Source organism: Photobacterium carnosum, from assembly GCF_021236965.1.
Classification (GTDB): domain Bacteria; phylum Pseudomonadota; class Gammaproteobacteria; order Enterobacterales; family Vibrionaceae; genus Photobacterium; species Photobacterium carnosum.
Window position 1 is genome coordinate 381,625 of the sequence record NZ_WMDN01000001.1, and the last position, 16,815, is coordinate 398,439.

Consider the following 16,815-nt stretch of genomic DNA (forward strand, 5'->3'; position numbering starts at 1 on the left):
AGAATGCAAAAACCACGCCTGTTATTTAAGCGCGTTTATTGATGGGTATTAATGAGTAGCGGAAGGTCTAAAATAAGCAGAGTATCAATTAAAGAAACATCATGAAAAATATAAAAAAATATGTTTTTTTAAAATAAAAAAGTTATCGATTATTTATAATAATAAACAATGACACTATCCGATGAAATAATGTCATTGTTTAATTAAATATTTAATTTGCACGTATTTCTCGCAAATAGCGATAAATAGTATGAATGGAAATATCCAACCCTTTTGCTGCTATTTGAGCACTGTCTTTGAGATCAAAAATACCAAGGTCATGTAATCGCGTTACAATTTCTCGACTTTTCTTTGAGGGAGGGATCAAACTATCACTCATTACCTGCTCACGAACATTTTCAATCGAGCTATGCATCATTTCATCACTATTACGCGCAAACGTTTCTGCAGTAACACCATGATCACAATAAGTACCAATTGTTGGCATTAAACTATGGATCATAGATTGAAATGGGGCGTCTAAATTAAAATTAACACAGAGTAAACCTATCGCTTGCTGCTGCTTATTACGGATCACTGTTGTTAATGAACGTAACATTTTACCGTCAGGTGCTTTGGTAATATAAGCATCAGAAACATCTTTGCCTTCATTTAACTTTACTAATGCAATATTGGTAATTGGCGCACCGACTTCACGTCCCGTAATATGTCCATTGGCAATTTTCATAATTGACGGATGGCGAGAATCTAAACAATGCAATAAGACTTCAGTATGCTCACCCCACATTGCAGCGATACCATCAACAATATTTTCCATCGCGTGAAGAATATCATAATCACTTTCTGTCAATTCATGCATTTTCTCTACCTTTTTTAAGCATCAAACTACTTACTAAGCAGTTTTATCATATTATCAATAATGACAGTATCTGTATTTCCCATTAACAATATTAATATTTCATCAAAATACGCAATAATGATATCAGTATTATTAGTAATAATACTTTAATTATCCATTAGAATTAGCATTGTAATGACTCAAATAAAAAAATCCCGACCAAGGCCGGGATTATTTATTTAATTATGGAGGAACGTTACATTTTCAGTAAACATTCAACTCATTAACTAAATCAGATAAAACGAATTTTAACCGCTTTAAGTTTAGTGCTTGAATCATCTAACATAAATTCAACCATACTACCAGATGATGGCTGTGAGCGACTGCATACTTGAGATGCATCAAAACGAATATCGCCACCAAGATCGCTAGTAATTAAACCAATTTTATCAACTGGGTTGAAGCTACGAATAATACCTGTTTGTGAAGTCATAGTTTATATTTCCTTTATGCCCAAATATTACTTTTTTTATCAGCATATATATTTGAGGCTATCAATTTGAGTTTAAATAGTTTTATACCAAAGCGTTAATTAGCCTTGATATAGAGCTTTACTCATTGACCTACTACTTCTTAACTATAAGATCACCCTTCTTATAGCTTGGCACTGCTACAACGTTTGCAACATAAACGGATAACAATGATTAGAAATGACATTGTGGTTTTATTTAAAACACATTAGGTCTGAGTAACAGACGAATCGAACATTAACGCCTATTTTTGATGCTGTAAATATTTTTTTAAATAAATTTGATAATAAATTGTGGATAACCACTGACAAAATCGATAACTATATGTTTATAAAGATAAAAAATAACATCAAGAAAACATACTCAACGGTTAAAAAATAAGCTAAATAACCAATAAAGCAGACTATAATTACATTACAGTTTTATTTCGTTAGTAATAATAAAATTGTCTTTATTTGTCGAACAATAAATAGTCTGCATTTTTGCAAGGAATAATTACGATATAAAATGACTAGGTTTCTGATATCAGCACATGTAAAGTATACCTATATATACGATAGTTATAAGGAACCTCAATGAAAGGTATTCTATCAATACAGTCACATGTTGTTTATGGTCATGCTGGTAACAGTTCTGCAGTATTCCCTCTTCAACGTATGGGATTTGAAGTTTGGCCATTACATACCGTACAGTTTTCTAACCATACTCAATACAAACAAGGTTGGACAGGAACAGCATTTCCAGCAACCGATTTAATTGACCTTGTCAAAGGCATCAACAACATTGATCAGCTTAAAAACTGTGAAGCAGTCCTTACCGGATACCAAGGTAGTGCTGATCAATGTTTAGCTATTATTGAGACCGTTAAAACAGTTAAACAGCAAAATCCTAATGCTATCTATATCTGTGATCCTGTTATGGGCGATCCTGAAAAAGGATGTATCGTCGCTGATGGCATATCTGAACACCTTATTAATGATGTAATGCCACTGGCTGATGTTATCGTTCCAAACCAATTTGAATTAAGTCAGTTTGTTGGAATGACCATTAATACATTGGATGATGCAGTAAAGGCTTGTCAGCACGCGCTAACGCTTGGTCCTAAAATGGTGCTGGTAAAACACCTTCATAGCTTATCGACAGACAAATTTTCAATGATGTTAGCCACTAAAGATGGCTGTTATTTAGCGCAACGTCCACATCTAGCATTTGATAACCAACCCGTCGGTGTTGGTGATCTTATTTCAGCATTATTTACTGGTGGTTTATTAAAAGGCTGGTCAGCAGAACAAGCTTTTGAGCATGCTCATAATGCTTGTTATGCGGTATTAAAAGAAACCCATCGCCGTGGCGAATGGGAACTACAAACAATCGCAGCCCAAGATGAACTTGTCGCGCCAACTGAAATTTTTCCAATTACAGAAATCAAATAAAACCGCTCTCCAATCCAACAAACAAAAGCAGCCTAACGCTGCTTTTTTGTTTTCTACTCTACTCATTTTCTCAAAATAAAAAATTACAACACATTACCATAAGCATCAAATGAACGACGTTTTACAAGTGTCAGTGTCGTCGCAACAGAAAGCACACCTGAAACAAATATAGCCACCATGATCACTAACTGGTATTTAACGGCGACCAGTGGCATTGCTCCGCCTAAAATTTGTCCCGTCATCATACCTGGTAGGCTCACAATACCTAACGTTGCCATTGAAGCTAATTGTGGCGCTAATGCGGCTTTAAAAGCCGTACGAATAAAAGGCTGAGCAGGATTAGGTGATCCCATCGTTAAATAATATTGATATTCTTGATGATTCTCTTTCAGTAAACTTCCCCAACGAGACAATGCCAACACATTCGCAGTTAAGCTATTACCTAATAACATCCCAGCTATCGGGATCATATATTGTGCTTGCCACCAGGGTGAAACTTGAATAACACCCGCTAAAACCGCAGGTAATGCCACCGATAATGCGATAACTTGCCCACAAATAACCGCTGGTATCACTCGAAATAGATTAACATCAGAACGTTTACAAATGGTGTAACTGGCAAAAAGAGCCATAACGGTTAACCAGACAAGGTTTAAACCAAAACTCTGCCAACCAAATAATGTATGTAAATAAATACCAACCACGGATAACTGCAATGTCATCCGTAATACAGACATAATCAGTGTACGGCTCAATCCTAACTGCCAACGCTGAAATAGTATTAATGGGATCAGTAATAACAAGTAAAAACCTGCCATGGCTGACCAGCGTAAATCGATAGCATGGCTAATGGTTGCTGTCATTGGTCTATTCCTGATGCTATATCCATGTTGTAAACCTGATCGGCTGTCGCAAGCCATATCGGATCATGAGAAACTGAAATACAGATAACATTCAATGTCTTTATTAATAAAATAATTTTATTTCTCGCCACAGGATCTAATGCTGACGTAGGTTCATCCATTAACCACACTGGACGTTGCATCAAGACTGCACGCGCAATGGCTAATCGTTGCTTTTCACCGCCAGATAATAATGCCACTTCTTTATCAAGTGCCACTATCAATCCAGCGTCGGCTAATGCTTGTTGGCAATATTCTTCAGTAGGTTTTATATGAGAAGATAACATTGCTTTAAGATGCCACGGCAATAACAATACCTCTAATACGGTATCCGCTCCCATCACGGCTTGTTGTGGCAAATAGCATATTTGTTGGCGCCAAAATGACAATGACTCAGTATCAATCAGCTGTTGCTGATAATTAAAATACCCATTTTGTGGCGCTTTAAGACCAGCAATAACTTGCAATAAACTACTTTTTCCACAGCCAGAGGCACCAGACAACGCTAAATGTTGCCCAGACAATAAATCAACCGTTAATGGATCTAATTGACCATTTTCAAAACCTGATCGTAATTGAAAAAAACGTAAAGCATCACAAGATATAGTAGTAGACAATGAGGATGGATTTATCATAACAATTAACACTAATAACGATCGAAGGTAATAATTGTATAAAAAACACAAAATTACTCAAATGGTTTAATTTAATAATCGCTATGAATCAGATCGATACAAGACAGTATTAATAACATTGATGGGACAATTACATTCAACAGGTAAAATATAAATAAAAAAATACCGACATAATGTCGGTATTTAAAAAACATTTAACGCGAGTGCGAATTAAGCAGCTTCAACGTTTGCAGCTTGAGGACCTTTCTGACCTTGTTCTACGTCAAAAGAAACCTTCTGACCTTCAGCTAAAGTTTTGAAACCTTCGCCAGTGATAGCACGGAAGTGAACAAATACGTCAGCGCCGCCATTGTCTTGAGTGATAAAACCGAAACCTTTCTCTTCATTAAACCACTTAACGATACCAGTTGATTTAGACATGACTGTCTCCAAATTTTAATTAAATAATTCGCAAAATTGCGTAATGTAGCCAGAAAAAGAATTATTTATGTTATAGCTTATGCATGGAAAGCTTCATGACACGGGTAAAGCGTTACAAAGAAAGTTTTCTAAAACATAACGTTACATATAAATAGGTCTGAATTACAGGCCGAGTTCTATACTAATGAAATTAATTTGATTGTATAGTGTTTTTTTTAATTTTTAACGTTCTATAAACAAAAATATATTTATCATTACTCGTTCAAGGTGTTAGATATTAAAAACAGTCTTACCGCTCACATAAAAACAAAGTAATTTATTGAAATACATTACTTTGTTTTTAATAAAGCAAACTACACAGCCAAAATCACACCAACAAATAAATATGAATAGATTTTCATTAACTACCATTCAATCTAAAAAATAATCGTAAAAAAGGGCAACATATTCAGATACGTTACCCATTATCTATTCTTAACTAAATGTTATTATTTTATTATTCGATCTAATGTCACTACTGAATATGGCAGTGGTACTAATTGATGACGAGTTTGTGAAACATAGTCAATAAAGGCTTGTGCGTCAGTATCACAATCGGTGTTTACTGCTTTACAATTAGGGGCTTTACCTTGATAAATAACTTGATATTTATCACCCTGTTTTTCGATATTTTTAACTTTGTAACCTACTAATTTCCCATTCACATCAATAAGATCGACACGAGTAGAATGTTTATTTTGAGCGGTAAATATCGGAGTCCAACCATCATTACCCGTAGCGTTATAATTATTAATCACAACATTATAGGTTTTATTGTTTTGTAATGGTGTCCATATTGGGTGTTTTTCAGTGCCCGTCATCACATCAATACTGGTTAAATGACCCGCTTTATGTGCTTTAGTTTCATCAAAAGTGTAACGAATATGGCCGCCGTATGGGTATTTACCCGCATGTGCGCCTTCAGGTAACGTTGCCGTGATCGTATCTTGCAATAATTGCTTAACAGTTGAACCTTTTAATGACAACACTGATAAATAATTAGAAAACGGTAGCATTTCTAAACGAACATTACCTTCACGGTATTCGCCTTCATTAATATTAGTACGAATACCGCCCGCACCAATTAATGCAAAATCAACTTTTTTACCTGTTACTTTTTGAACTTGAGGTAAATTAGCCCAATAATACTGACTTTCTGCAATTAATGGCGCAACAGCTGAACCATGCTTATCCGCTGCACCACTGTCTCCAGGGCGACGCTCATGCTTAATTTCAATCGGTACTTGAGCAATGATGTTGCCATAGGCTTTTTCTACAGCAGGTTTGTATTTAGTGTCGATTTCATGACGAAGTTGGCTATCTTCATTAATAATAACAATGTTCTTTTGCTTAGCAATAAACTGCTCTACTTGTATCGTTTGTGCAGCGGTAAACTTATCTTGTGGTTTACGATCAGATTTATGATAAAACACATCGTTACTCAGTAATGTATTATGCCCAGCACAGTTAGTTACTTCGCCTTGACTGTTAAAGCTAACATTTACCTTACCGATAGCTTCTGCATATTTTCCCGCTTGCACAATACAGGTTGACGCTTTGCCATTTGGATTTTTCACCATTTGTGCATAAGGACCAAAATTACTCCAACCGATATTAGTAAAATCACCTAATAATGTGTGTGAGTGACCACCAACAATCAAATCAATACCATTCACTTTTCCGGCCAAAGCAATATCAGTTGCATTACCAATATGAGTTAATGCAATAACATCATTAACCCCTTTTGATTTAAGAAAATCAACGGTTGATTGTGCTGTTTTTACTTCATTAAGGAATTTTACATCCCCCGTATGAGGGGCAATATTAGGCATATTTTGTAAAGATAAACCAAACACAGCAACTAAAATTTTATGCTTTGGTAAGTTATTGATATCTTTTACAACGGTCTTATGATCACCATCAAAGGCAAAAATTTGATAAGGTAAAATGTTTGTCTGCCCATTGAAATTAGTGTCATGGCTAACATCAACATTTGTTGCAATAATAGGGAAATCTAAACTACTCACAAAACGATTTAATTTTTGATTATTAAGATCAAATTCGTGATTACCTAATGCCATGCCATCTAACCCCATTTGGTCAAGAAGATCAGCATTCATCGCACCTTGGTTTATTTTAAAATAAGCACTGCCTTGGAAAGCATCACCCGCATCTAAAAATAACAAACTCTGGTCATTCTTTTGTGCTTGCGCTTTATATTGTTTAACCATTGCTTGCAAGCGAGGATAACCACCAAATTCGTTAAAAACTTCAACACCATTAGCCGAAAAACTAGATTTCACCGGATCAAAATGTGAGTGGGTGTCATTAATATGAGCAACGGTCAGCGTGAAAGGTTGATGTTGAATTGCAGGTGTTGTAACACATCCAGAAAGAGCTAAAGTAATAGATAGTGCGATAAGTGGCTTACTAAACATACGAAATCCTTATTCTATTGTAATCGTTTGCGTCGCAGCATACCTCACATTAAATTCCTTTTCAGCATTATGCGTCAAAATAATATTCTCTAAATTTGAATTTTTATTTTGACCAATATAAAACGGCTTCTTAACTAAGAAACCGTTTCTATAGCAAATTTATTGCAACAATTTACCGTTATACTCACCGGTTAGCATTTTGAGATAAGCCGTGATTTCATCAAGGCTTAACTTTACACCGACTTGGTACAGTCCCATATCATTCATCGCTTGCTCTAATATTTTTGCACTCTCATCATGCAAATAATATCAATGCTCTTTTTTCAAGATAAATACTTACTTTGTTATTTTAAGATCTGTTTTAGGGATACAACAACACGCTAATATTTTACCTTGCTGCCTTTCTTGCGGTAATAATGCGGGTACGTCGGGTTGTTCAACCTGCCCCGAGGTTAAGGTCACTTTACACGCGCCACAAAAACCAGCACGACAACTATAATTAAGTTCAACACCCGCTGCCTCTGCTTGTTCTAATAACGTTTGCTGATTATTACCCTTAAAAATATGACCATCAATATTAAGCTTTACGGATTGTTTCGTTGCTGATGAACCACGTAAAGGACCAAAAGCTTCTTGATGATAACGTGCAGGAGATACGCCCATTTTCAATAATAATTTTTTAGCCGTATCCATAAAGGCATTAGGACCACACACAAACACTTGGCGTTGATCTAAATTGCTGATCATTGCTAGATGGCTCAGGCTTAGTCGCCCTGACTCACCTTGCCAATCGCGTTTAGGCTGACTAAGTACTATTCGTAAATCAAGTGAGGGATGCATCTTTTCAAGTTGATGTAATTCTTGTAACGAAGGAATATCAGCTTCGGTACTGCATTGATGATAAAACACAACATCACGAATATTATCGTGATCAGATAAATATCGCAGCATAGATAACATCGGCGTAATACCACTTCCCGCAGACAATAATAATAACTTATCAGTATGGAGTCCTAAGTGAAAATCTCCACCCGGTTTATCAGCAGCAAGTACATCGCCAACGTGAAAATTCTGATGTAACCAATTAGAAATTCGTCCATCATTAATCCGTTTTACTGAAATAGCATAACGCCCAGGGCGAGACGGACTGGAAGATAAAGTATAACGCCGAGCAATAAACTCACCATTAATCTCAAGTTGTAACGGTAAATGCTGCCCTGGTAAATAAGGCGGTAACGGTGATTGTTGATGAGACTCTAACCAAAACGTTGTAAAGTCAGACGCGATATCCTCACGCTCAACACAGGTAAGCAATAACTTAGTTTCAGCATTATCCGCATAGATTTCTTTCGGTTTAGTTTCTAATACCTCAACCACATCTCCCGCACGAATAGTACCTTCATTTAAAGCCACTAAATTTTGTCCAAAAAAGACATCCCCTGTCGCATTAGCACGAAACGTTGTCATGGTTTTTAAGGGTTCTTTTAGCGCATTAAACTCGCCAGTCAAAGGATCTATGGTTGTAAGAATACACCGCGCACAGGGCTTAACTGCTTCAAATTCAACCTCACCAATACGGATCCGTTTCCATCCATCTTCAGCAAAAGCGTCAGTATTAGACACCACTAGATTAGTTCTAAATTGCGCCATAGTATGTTGCTCACTACTACGTTGGTTTAACGTAGCAAGTGATGCCTCACTGATGATCAATAACGGATAACCATCAGCAAAACTAACATTATGACCAATTTTAGGACGCACTCGATTTGATTGCTGACCACAAAAAAGTAACTGGGCCGAATGACCAATAATATCGCTAAACCATTGATTCGCGATCACCGTTGTTGTGTAAGCACTAAAATTATCATTCCACACAGTCGCTGGCACATCAACCATTGCAAAATCAGCATACTGTAAAACTAAATCTGTTTTATTTGGGTATTGCAGCACTAATCCGGTCATCGTTAGTGTTGCAGTGATTTTTACCATTTGTGGATATTTTCGAGCCGTAATCATCACACCTTTATCACTCGCCACCATAAAACGACGATCAAAGGCTAACCCCTGCTTTTCAACCCAAGCTTGAGATTGCGTTAATGCTGCTATCGATTTTACTGGATAAACCTGTATTTGTGATAACGTCGGTACGAGTAATGATGAGCTCATTAAAATCTCCATATATAAAAACAATATTAATAAAACCTAATGTGATTATTTAATATTCACAGCCAAATAAACACCCTTTATCATTATTAATGGATAGTTATTTTTCGGTATAATAGTAAATTATTACGCATAAATATTTATGGCTTATGCTAAATTTATAAAAATTTTCCCTAATTCATGCTCACAGTATAATAATTTGGAGATACCATGCCTATCCTACGTTCTTTTTGGCGATATATTGTTCATTATTTTCCTAATGTAGGATTACGTCATCTACATACCACACTTGCTGGATTAATTATCCTTCAAATATTAAACAGTAACTTAGTACATATGACGCATGCTGGTGCCGTAGAAGCAGGCATGTCTAATACTATTTTCTTGTGGTTGCATATTATTCTAGGTTCATTAACGGTTATTGCTACCATTGGTATGATTATTTTCATGCTCACCAAACAATCATTTAGACAATTTTTCCCTTACCTTTTTGGTGATAATGCTGTTTTAAAAGATGATATCAAGCAGATAATGAAAGGAAAGTTACCTGAACCTCGAGAAAAAGGCTTAGGTAATATTATTCAAGGCTTAGGTATTGGTGCATTAATCTTAATTGAAACGGCAGCATTAGTTTGGTTAGTTTTATGGCTAAGCCACTCCCCTTATGCCAATGATGTACGTGAAATTCATAAATCATTAACAGGGCTAATTGAAGCGTATTTAATTGGTCATGGTGGTATGGCTTTACTGCATTTCTTTGTGGAACGTAAACGCTTTAATTAATACTTCATTAAAATTAGTTTATAAGCAAAGAACCTCTGTTTTATATACTTTCAACGAGAAAGAATATTTACACCTAGGATCTTTGCTTATCTCATCTTATAAAATGATATGGGGGATAAAACGCGATGAATCCTTAGTAATTAACGTATTATCTTCACGGATAGAAAGACCCGCCGCTTTATCTCCAATCACCCAACTGCCAATAACGGTATAATCATTCCCAAACTTAGGCAAAGGATGAAACGCCTGATAAATATACCCTTCTTCACCATAGAAACCATCAGACTCAGCAATCACTTTACCCTCTTTTTCTATTTTAACGTTGGCACCTTCGCGTGAAAAAATAGGCTTTTTAACAATACCTTGTTCATCATCGAGCAAGTGCTTTTTATCTGCAAAATAGGCAGGCAATAAATTAGGATGGTGAGGATATTTCTCCCACAATAATGGCAAAATAGCTTTATTTGAGATAATTGCCTTCCACGGTGGTTCTAAATATAAGGTGCCATTATCTAAATATTTTGAGAAATCCTCTCGAAACAGCATTTCATACGGATACAGTTTAAAAAGCCATCGAATCACATGATCATTTAAATCCGTAAAATTCCCATCACTATCAACGCCAATATCTTCAATATAAATAATTTTAGGTGTTAATCCTGCAACACGCGCACAATCAGCAAAATAGGTTACGGTACCATAATCTTCTTCACCGCCCTCAAGGCCGCAGGCAAAATACAATACTTTTGTTTTCGATTTTTCCGCTAACGTCGCTAATCGTTCAATAAACTGTTCTTGAAATGAATTAAATTGGTCGGCTCCACGTGATATTTGACCTAACTTTACATTGTCTTCTAACCAAATCCATTGCCAGAAACCACATTCATACGCTGATGTTGGTGTGTCAAAATTAGCTTCAAGCAATTTAGCGGGATTTTTGCCGTCATAGCTAAAATCAAACCGTCCATAAAGCGAGGGTTCTTTGTTATGCCAACTCTTCCGTACAAGATCCCAACTTGCCTGAGGTATCGCAAATTTTTCCATTAGCGCATCACTGTTTACAACATCATTCACAACAGCAAGGCACATTTGGTTAAGTTCTTCGGTTGGCTCTTCGAGATCACGTTCAATTTGCTTTAAAGAAAATTGATAGTAATACCGTTCAGTCCAATATTCTTCTCCATCAAAGGTGTGAAATCGAAAGCCAAATTCATTGGCTATCATTCGCCAATCTGAACGCTCTTTTATTGGAATTCGTAACATGCTCTATTTATACCTATTAAAGCCTAAAAATTAACCACCCCAGCCACTACTACGACTGCCACCCCAACTTGATCTTGCACTCGCTTTAGATCCAAAACCACCGCGTGAAATTGTACGACTAACCGCTGGTTTTTCGTTTCTATATTGATTGTTATAACGCTGAGATGTCGATTCTTTATAGCGGTTATTTTGATTACGATCCCACTGATCCATGCCAGAGGTTCGTCGTGATGATGGATAATAAATAGGTTGAGATGAATAATGACGGCCGTTGTCCATCATTCGTCCGACAATAAAACCAGCAAGGGCTGGAACCCAGTAACTGGTATTGTTACTAGCTTGTATTTGGCGACAATTATCTGTACCAGAAGACTGACAATCACTTTTTGAATCAAACTTTGGCGCAGCATCTACCGCTTGTTGATAAGCGGTTGCACACATTTCCACTTGTTTAGGATTAGAACTGTCAGCATTAATACAATCTTGTAGGGAATCATATTGGGTTTGCGCTAATGTATCGTTATCATTACACCCTGTTAACACGATAGTTGCTCCTAAAGCGACTAACGTGATCGGAGCCCAATTGTGATACTGATTCGATTTACGCATCTGATTACGATGAATATGACTACTACGTTTCATAATATAATCCTCAAAGTCATTAATACGTCATACACGCCGCATTTAACAAACCAACCGCAATCGCAATTGACGCTAAAATAACACCAGCAGACACTTCATCTCGTTCAATGCGCTCGCTAATTTTAGGCAGGAAGATAATACGAATAATCAAATACGCAATCACTTGTGCTACCAGTGCCACGACGCCCCAAACGGCAAAATCTAACACACTTTGACTGTTCGATATTGCAGACCCAACGGCAAGGGCATAACCGATAAACGAACCACCCATACCAATCGCGGCAGCTACATTACCACTTTTAATCAATTCCCATTCTTTATAGGGTGTCACTAATGGGAAAATAAAACGAAAAGCGATCAAGAAAATTAAAGAAATCCCAAAATATAACCCAAAATCACCAAGGGTTGATAAACTTACCATTAAATCCGACATCTACTGTTCCCTGTATTTTTAATTAACTTTAAAATCATTCGGTTGTAGCTCAAATGAGGTACTCAACACCAAGCAATGCTCAGCACGATTATTAACTATCTGTTCTTCTGCAGACACAATCAACATTTCACATAAATCAGCGTTTACGTCACGACTATATAGCATGACAAATTGATCGGTGCGGCTATGCTCTGTTTCAGATGTCCATGTTGTTTCTGTCATCGCAACAGGTAATTCGTTTTCCCACAATTTAGTAAAATTAACACCATCAAGATCCCAATGTAATTTTACCACGCCCGTCGCGAGCCATTCATTCCATCGAGTATCGGTGTCAATCGGCGTTGTTGAATAATAATACGACAGCATGCACTGCTGTACATCCGCATCAGAATCACCATCCATTAAAACCTGCACCATCGCGTCATCATCAGTATAGTAACGAATCAATCGCGTTGAGTTATCTAACTGCACCACACCCACGGCCTGAATTAATTGCGTTGTTGCGGCGCCAGAAATGGTTAAATCAGGCTCAATGATTTTCATTTTTAGTGCATCTAATTCGATAACACCACCGAGTCTCAACCCAAGTACTTCTGGAATTAAAGACTTTTTCTCTACTGGTTTTTTCTTAAAAAAGTCGAACATATTAAACACCAAAAAATACCTTTTACCATAAGATAAAAGGCATAAAAAAAGACAGATAAGAAATGATGTTATTTACCCAAAATACGAGCAAGTTCATCTTCTGCTGATGATGCTGATTTTGAAATACCCGCTTCAGCTAACTTCTTATCTAATGACGACGATGAAGACTCAGACTCTAACTCTTCTGCCGCTTCAAACTTAGCAGAGGCTTCTGCTTGACGCGCTTTGATGCGATCGAGGGAATCTAACGCAGTACTCATTTTACTGTTACTGCCTGCATTAGCGGCTGCCACAGAGCTTTGTGCTTTAATGACACTCTCTTGTGCCGCAACAACATCAACTTGCTGTTCAATTTGACGTAAACGTTCTTTTGCCTGAGCAATTTTAGTTTTCATCGTTGTTTCAGATTTCAAAAATCCATCACAATAAGCTTGCTCAGTAGATTGCTCGCTGCGTAATTCCGCAACCTTTTGTGCACATTCAAGCGCCAACGCTTGCTGACCTTTTTCCATTGCGGTACGTGCATGTTTTTCATATTCAGTAATGCTGGCATCAAAGCTATTTACTTTTTGTTGTGAAAGCTTACGTTTTGCAATAATTGAAACCAACGCTTCGTCTGATTTACGCAATTCGATCTTACTTTGACGTAGTTCTTCATTCAAAATCGTAATAGCATTCGCATCAGCAACCGATTCTGCCGCGTTATTCACTGAACCACGCACTAAATTAAACAATTTTTTAAATACACTCATCGATTATGCCTCGATTAATAATGGTTGGTACATATCAAGAAAGCCTTCAACATTCACAAATAATGTTGCCACTTCAATAACAATGCTCTCTTGCTTAGATTGGCTACTCAAGCTACCAAATGCGATATAGTAATCGTCCCCATCAACCGTATTAATTGAAATATTGGTCAATGGAAACATCTCATGAGTGCGTAAAATCGTATCATTAAGCTTGGCGACATCAGTAACCATCGTCATTGGAAATAAAGGCGCTTCCACTAAGATTTGCTCGCCTGCAACCGCCAAATAAGCCGCGACACCATCTTGATTACGAATAATAATCGTCTGATCCGTTTGCTCGATTTGCCACTGATCATTTTCACTTAAAATTTTAACTAATTGATCAACAGTCCACATATTCGTTTTTCCTTTGAGTTAATAATCAAAATATATTGATACATCATCATAAAATGGTATCAGAAAGCAAATAATTCAAGTGTTAGTATTTAATCAATTGGCATAATATTTAACAAGATGAAAAGTAATCGATTTTTTATTACTATTAATTCTCGTATAACACATGCTTTTTCTTACCATACTCTTCATCTCAAAAAAGTTAAAAGGGTAAATTTATTGACGATAGAAAATAGGTATTTTTAACGGTATAACCATACCTATATTTAAAGAAAATTTTATACTTGAAAGAATGAACGTATTTGATGGTTAGCAATGAGAATATAAATAGAGAACTAGCAGGTTATATAGCGGTTTGGTGGTGTATTATTTATTGTTAAAAAACGAATACCGCCCATTTAAAATGAACGGTATTCGACTATTTTATTTAAGGCTTACTTGGCTTTTATTGCCCAACCACAGGGTTGAGGATATACCCGTCTAATTATTTTCTTATTCTGCTTTTTAAGCACAATATGACAAGTTTCGATAATTAAACCAAAGGCCATCGCAAAATACACATATCCTTTGTTCAAGTGAATAGCAAAACCTTCTGCCATTAACATACCGCCCAACATCACTAAGAACAGTAGTGCTAACGTTTTCAATCCAGGATAACGCATCACATAATCGTTAATTTTCTCAGCACACAGCACCATAATAACTGCTGACGCTAAAATAGCCGCAACCATCAGTGGAACTTCGCTGGTTAAACCCACCGCAGTGATCACAGAGTCCATTGAGAAGACCGCATCAACGGCGACAATCTGCAATAACACTAATGCAATACCGGCTCTTACTGTACTTGCTTGTTGCTGATGGGTGTGACTAAAGCACATCCACAATTCTTTTAAGCTTTTCGCTAATAAGAATGCACCACCACCAATCATGATCAGATCACGCCCAGAAAAATCATAACTCAACACATTCACTAATGGTTGTGTTAATGACATTACCCAGCTAATAGAAAACACTAATCCAATGCGGGCAACAACAGCCAACGCAATACCTAGATTACGCGCCATTTTACGCTGATGTAGTGGGAGACGTTCACAAAGTACAGAGATGAATACGATATTGTCGACGCCTAATACCACTTCAAGTGCAAATAGGGTCGCAAAGATCATTAACGCTTCAGGCTGAAGAAATAACTCTAGCATTGAACAAACTCCATAGAAAAGGAGTTAGGAATTAAAGAACAACTCGAGGGGTCGTCCATATGTGTTTTTATACCTCAATAAAGAATGAAGCTGTATTTGAGCAGTAAATATGGGAAATGAACACACATCAAATGTAACTAAATGTAATGGATTTATTGGTTCTAGCTAAAATAATACCTCTATCTATTCAACACGTTGGGTCGGTGTGACGAGGTATTATTTAGAAAACAACTTATGGGTGTCCTATTTTTTCTCTTTTATTTCTCGTTTTCATTAACCAATTTTGAGACATAAGGCACGTTTCTTAATTTGTTATAGCATTCTAATCGCCATTGGATGATCGGCACTTAATTCCAATAAGTCCCAAAGATTACCGTATAGATCTTCGAAAACGGCTACTGTCCCATAATCTTGAATTTGTGGTTCACGAACAAATTTAATGCCGTCAGAAACCATACGATTATAGTCTCGCCAAAAATCATCCGTACTTAAAAATAAGAAGACTCGCCCACCAGATTGATTACCAATAAAATTATCTTGCTCTGGTTTTGATGCGCGTGCCAACAATAACGTCATTCCCTTTGAACCAGGAGGCGAAATAACCACCCACCGTTTATCTTGCTCAGCCTGATAAGTATCTTCAACCAATTCAAACTTCAACTTATTCACATAGAAATCAATGGCTTCATCATAATCTTTTACAACTAAAGCAACATGGATGATTGACTGTTTCATTAATATTATCCTGTTATTTTCTTACATCTAAATGCTAACAATATTATACGAAATACTGCATCTTCTTTTTTGTCACCAAAAACAAAATAATACCACCAATTAAACCAGACAGTGAGCCAATTAGCCCAACACCAATATACAGGTTAATTAAAAGGCCGAAGATGACAACAATATAAAAACCATATATTGCTCGCTTTTTCCACATCCATATTCCAATCGCTAAAAATACATTAAGCAGGCACACGCCACCTAGTAAATAAACTAACCCTAACGATATATTTGGAAATGCAGTTATGACCATGTCTGGATTTAAAAAATAATTAAATACAGACAAGGCATTTGCGACCACCATTAAAAACAAGAATGCTATTAACCAAAAGCCACGCTTTCTTTCTTCAATCACTGCTACCATTCAATTATCTCCCTCAGATTTTATTAAACTCCTAATAGCTTATTATATTAATAACTTATCCATATTTGATCTTTGAACTCAGCCCGTATTGTCCTCGAAATAATACAAAAATATTATCAATCTGATACATTTTTACTTATAGAATCCGATAATAATCACA

At 36.5% G+C, this 16,815-nt stretch carries 19 protein-coding genes; 2 read left to right on the forward strand and 17 right to left on the reverse strand.

What is annotated here, in order from left to right:
* Positions 1-211: 211 nt before the first annotated feature.
* Positions 212-859 (reverse strand): helix-turn-helix transcriptional regulator, encoded by a 648-nt coding sequence (locus GLP24_RS01680; RefSeq protein ID WP_232599400.1) that lies wholly within the window; start codon positions 857-859, stop codon positions 212-214.
* A 271-nt stretch (positions 860-1,130) separates the two neighbouring features.
* On the reverse strand, positions 1,131-1,331 hold the full coding sequence (locus tag GLP24_RS01685) for a hypothetical protein (protein ID WP_101768842.1): 201 nt from the start codon (positions 1,329-1,331) through the stop codon (positions 1,131-1,133).
* Between the two features lie 612 nt (positions 1,332-1,943).
* On the opposite strand from GLP24_RS01685, the gene pdxY reads away from it, so the two are divergent.
* Positions 1,944-2,801, forward strand: coding sequence for a pyridoxal kinase PdxY (gene pdxY / locus GLP24_RS01690; protein WP_232615435.1), 858 nt, complete (start codon positions 1,944-1,946; stop codon positions 2,799-2,801).
* Positions 2,802-2,884: 83 nt separating this feature from the next.
* On the opposite strand, the gene GLP24_RS01695 is transcribed toward pdxY, so the two are convergent.
* From GLP24_RS01695 to GLP24_RS01720, 6 genes are all read right to left on the reverse strand, one after another.
* A complete protein-coding gene (locus tag GLP24_RS01695) occupies positions 2,885-3,664 on the reverse strand; it encodes an ABC transporter permease (protein ID WP_101768844.1) in 780 nt (259 codons plus the stop codon).
* Positions 3,661-4,338 (reverse strand): ABC transporter ATP-binding protein, encoded by a 678-nt coding sequence (locus GLP24_RS01700; protein WP_101768845.1) that lies wholly within the window; start codon positions 4,336-4,338, stop codon positions 3,661-3,663. The genes GLP24_RS01695 and GLP24_RS01700 overlap by 4 nt, the downstream gene beginning before the upstream one ends.
* Before the next feature lie 210 nt (positions 4,339-4,548).
* Positions 4,549-4,758, reverse strand: a complete 210-nt coding sequence (gene cspE / locus GLP24_RS01705) for a transcription antiterminator/RNA stability regulator CspE (protein ID WP_036792221.1) — start codon at positions 4,756-4,758, stop codon at positions 4,549-4,551.
* A 488-nt stretch (positions 4,759-5,246) separates the two neighbouring features.
* Positions 5,247-7,235, reverse strand: coding sequence for a bifunctional metallophosphatase/5'-nucleotidase (locus tag GLP24_RS01710; protein ID WP_232614929.1), 1,989 nt, complete (start codon positions 7,233-7,235; stop codon positions 5,247-5,249).
* Positions 7,236-7,394: 159 nt separating this feature from the next.
* On the reverse strand, positions 7,395-7,538 hold the full coding sequence (locus GLP24_RS01715; protein WP_193435464.1) for a hypothetical protein: 144 nt from the start codon (positions 7,536-7,538) through the stop codon (positions 7,395-7,397).
* Positions 7,539-7,571: 33 nt separating this feature from the next.
* Complete coding sequence (locus GLP24_RS01720; RefSeq protein ID WP_232615436.1) at positions 7,572-9,401, reverse strand: hybrid-cluster NAD(P)-dependent oxidoreductase; 1,830 nt, start codon at positions 9,399-9,401, stop codon at positions 7,572-7,574.
* Between the two features lie 207 nt (positions 9,402-9,608).
* On the opposite strand from GLP24_RS01720, the gene GLP24_RS01725 reads away from it, so the two are divergent.
* Complete coding sequence (locus GLP24_RS01725) at positions 9,609-10,181, forward strand: cytochrome b/b6 domain-containing protein (RefSeq protein WP_152653258.1); 573 nt, start codon at positions 9,609-9,611, stop codon at positions 10,179-10,181.
* A 96-nt stretch (positions 10,182-10,277) separates the two neighbouring features.
* On the opposite strand, the gene GLP24_RS01730 is transcribed toward GLP24_RS01725, so the two are convergent.
* The 9 genes from GLP24_RS01730 to GLP24_RS01770 form a co-directional block, all read right to left on the reverse strand.
* The gene (locus GLP24_RS01730) at positions 10,278-11,444 is read right to left on the reverse strand and encodes a glutathionylspermidine synthase family protein (RefSeq protein WP_232601325.1); all 1,167 of its coding nucleotides are present in this window, start codon (positions 11,442-11,444) and stop codon (positions 10,278-10,280) included.
* A gap of 30 nt (positions 11,445-11,474) precedes the next feature.
* The gene (locus tag GLP24_RS01735; protein ID WP_144043159.1) at positions 11,475-12,086 is read right to left on the reverse strand and encodes a DUF1190 domain-containing protein; all 612 of its coding nucleotides are present in this window, start codon (positions 12,084-12,086) and stop codon (positions 11,475-11,477) included.
* Positions 12,087-12,105: 19 nt separating this feature from the next.
* Positions 12,106-12,519, reverse strand: a complete 414-nt coding sequence (locus GLP24_RS01740) for a DUF350 domain-containing protein (RefSeq protein WP_101768850.1) — start codon at positions 12,517-12,519, stop codon at positions 12,106-12,108.
* Between the two features lie 18 nt (positions 12,520-12,537).
* Positions 12,538-13,164, reverse strand: coding sequence for a YjfK family protein (locus tag GLP24_RS01745; protein WP_232615437.1), 627 nt, complete (start codon positions 13,162-13,164; stop codon positions 12,538-12,540).
* Positions 13,165-13,232: 68 nt separating this feature from the next.
* Positions 13,233-13,916 carry a PspA/IM30 family protein gene (locus GLP24_RS01750; RefSeq protein WP_101768852.1) on the reverse strand — a complete coding sequence of 228 codons (684 nt, stop codon included), beginning with the start codon at positions 13,914-13,916 and terminating at the stop codon, positions 13,233-13,235.
* Positions 13,917-13,919: 3 nt separating this feature from the next.
* Positions 13,920-14,312: a DUF2170 family protein gene (locus GLP24_RS01755; RefSeq protein ID WP_101768853.1), complete on the reverse strand. Its 393-nt coding sequence runs from the start codon at positions 14,310-14,312 to the stop codon at positions 13,920-13,922.
* A gap of 431 nt (positions 14,313-14,743) precedes the next feature.
* Complete coding sequence (locus tag GLP24_RS01760) at positions 14,744-15,508, reverse strand: TerC family protein (protein WP_101768854.1); 765 nt, start codon at positions 15,506-15,508, stop codon at positions 14,744-14,746.
* A 312-nt stretch (positions 15,509-15,820) separates the two neighbouring features.
* Positions 15,821-16,243: a VOC family protein gene (locus GLP24_RS01765; RefSeq protein WP_232615438.1), complete on the reverse strand. Its 423-nt coding sequence runs from the start codon at positions 16,241-16,243 to the stop codon at positions 15,821-15,823.
* A gap of 43 nt (positions 16,244-16,286) precedes the next feature.
* Entirely contained in the window at positions 16,287-16,655 is a 369-nt protein-coding gene (locus GLP24_RS01770; RefSeq protein ID WP_232584365.1) for a hypothetical protein, read from the reverse strand.
* Between the last annotated feature and the right edge of the window lie 160 nt (positions 16,656-16,815).

Coding starts and splice junctions, on each gene's coding strand:
- GLP24_RS01680 (WP_232599400.1), bottom strand. CDS start 859: ATGCATGAATTGACAGAAAGTGATTATGATATTCTTCACGCGATGGAA.
- GLP24_RS01685 (WP_101768842.1), bottom strand. CDS start 1,331: ATGACTTCACAAACAGGTATTATTCGTAGCTTCAACCCAGTTGATAAA.
- pdxY (WP_232615435.1), top strand. CDS start 1,944: ATGAAAGGTATTCTATCAATACAGTCACATGTTGTTTATGGTCATGCT.
- GLP24_RS01695 (WP_101768844.1), bottom strand. CDS start 3,664: ATGACAGCAACCATTAGCCATGCTATCGATTTACGCTGGTCAGCCATG.
- GLP24_RS01700 (WP_101768845.1), bottom strand. CDS start 4,338: ATGATAAATCCATCCTCATTGTCTACTACTATATCTTGTGATGCTTTA.
- cspE (WP_036792221.1), bottom strand. CDS start 4,758: ATGTCTAAATCAACTGGTATCGTTAAGTGGTTTAATGAAGAGAAAGGT.
- GLP24_RS01710 (WP_232614929.1), bottom strand. CDS start 7,235: ATGTTTAGTAAGCCACTTATCGCACTATCTATTACTTTAGCTCTTTCT.
- GLP24_RS01720 (WP_232615436.1), bottom strand. CDS start 9,401: ATGAGCTCATCATTACTCGTACCGACGTTATCACAAATACAGGTTTAT.
- GLP24_RS01725 (WP_152653258.1), top strand. CDS start 9,609: ATGCCTATCCTACGTTCTTTTTGGCGATATATTGTTCATTATTTTCCT.
- GLP24_RS01730 (WP_232601325.1), bottom strand. CDS start 11,444: ATGTTACGAATTCCAATAAAAGAGCGTTCAGATTGGCGAATGATAGCC.
- GLP24_RS01735 (WP_144043159.1), bottom strand. CDS start 12,086: ATGAAACGTAGTAGTCATATTCATCGTAATCAGATGCGTAAATCGAAT.
- GLP24_RS01740 (WP_101768850.1), bottom strand. CDS start 12,519: ATGTCGGATTTAATGGTAAGTTTATCAACCCTTGGTGATTTTGGGTTA.
- GLP24_RS01745 (WP_232615437.1), bottom strand. CDS start 13,164: ATGTTCGACTTTTTTAAGAAAAAACCAGTAGAGAAAAAGTCTTTAATT.
- GLP24_RS01750 (WP_101768852.1), bottom strand. CDS start 13,916: ATGAGTGTATTTAAAAAATTGTTTAATTTAGTGCGTGGTTCAGTGAAT.
- GLP24_RS01755 (WP_101768853.1), bottom strand. CDS start 14,312: ATGTGGACTGTTGATCAATTAGTTAAAATTTTAAGTGAAAATGATCAG.
- GLP24_RS01760 (WP_101768854.1), bottom strand. CDS start 15,508: ATGCTAGAGTTATTTCTTCAGCCTGAAGCGTTAATGATCTTTGCGACC.
- GLP24_RS01765 (WP_232615438.1), bottom strand. CDS start 16,243: ATGAAACAGTCAATCATCCATGTTGCTTTAGTTGTAAAAGATTATGAT.
- GLP24_RS01770 (WP_232584365.1), bottom strand. CDS start 16,655: ATGGTAGCAGTGATTGAAGAAAGAAAGCGTGGCTTTTGGTTAATAGCA.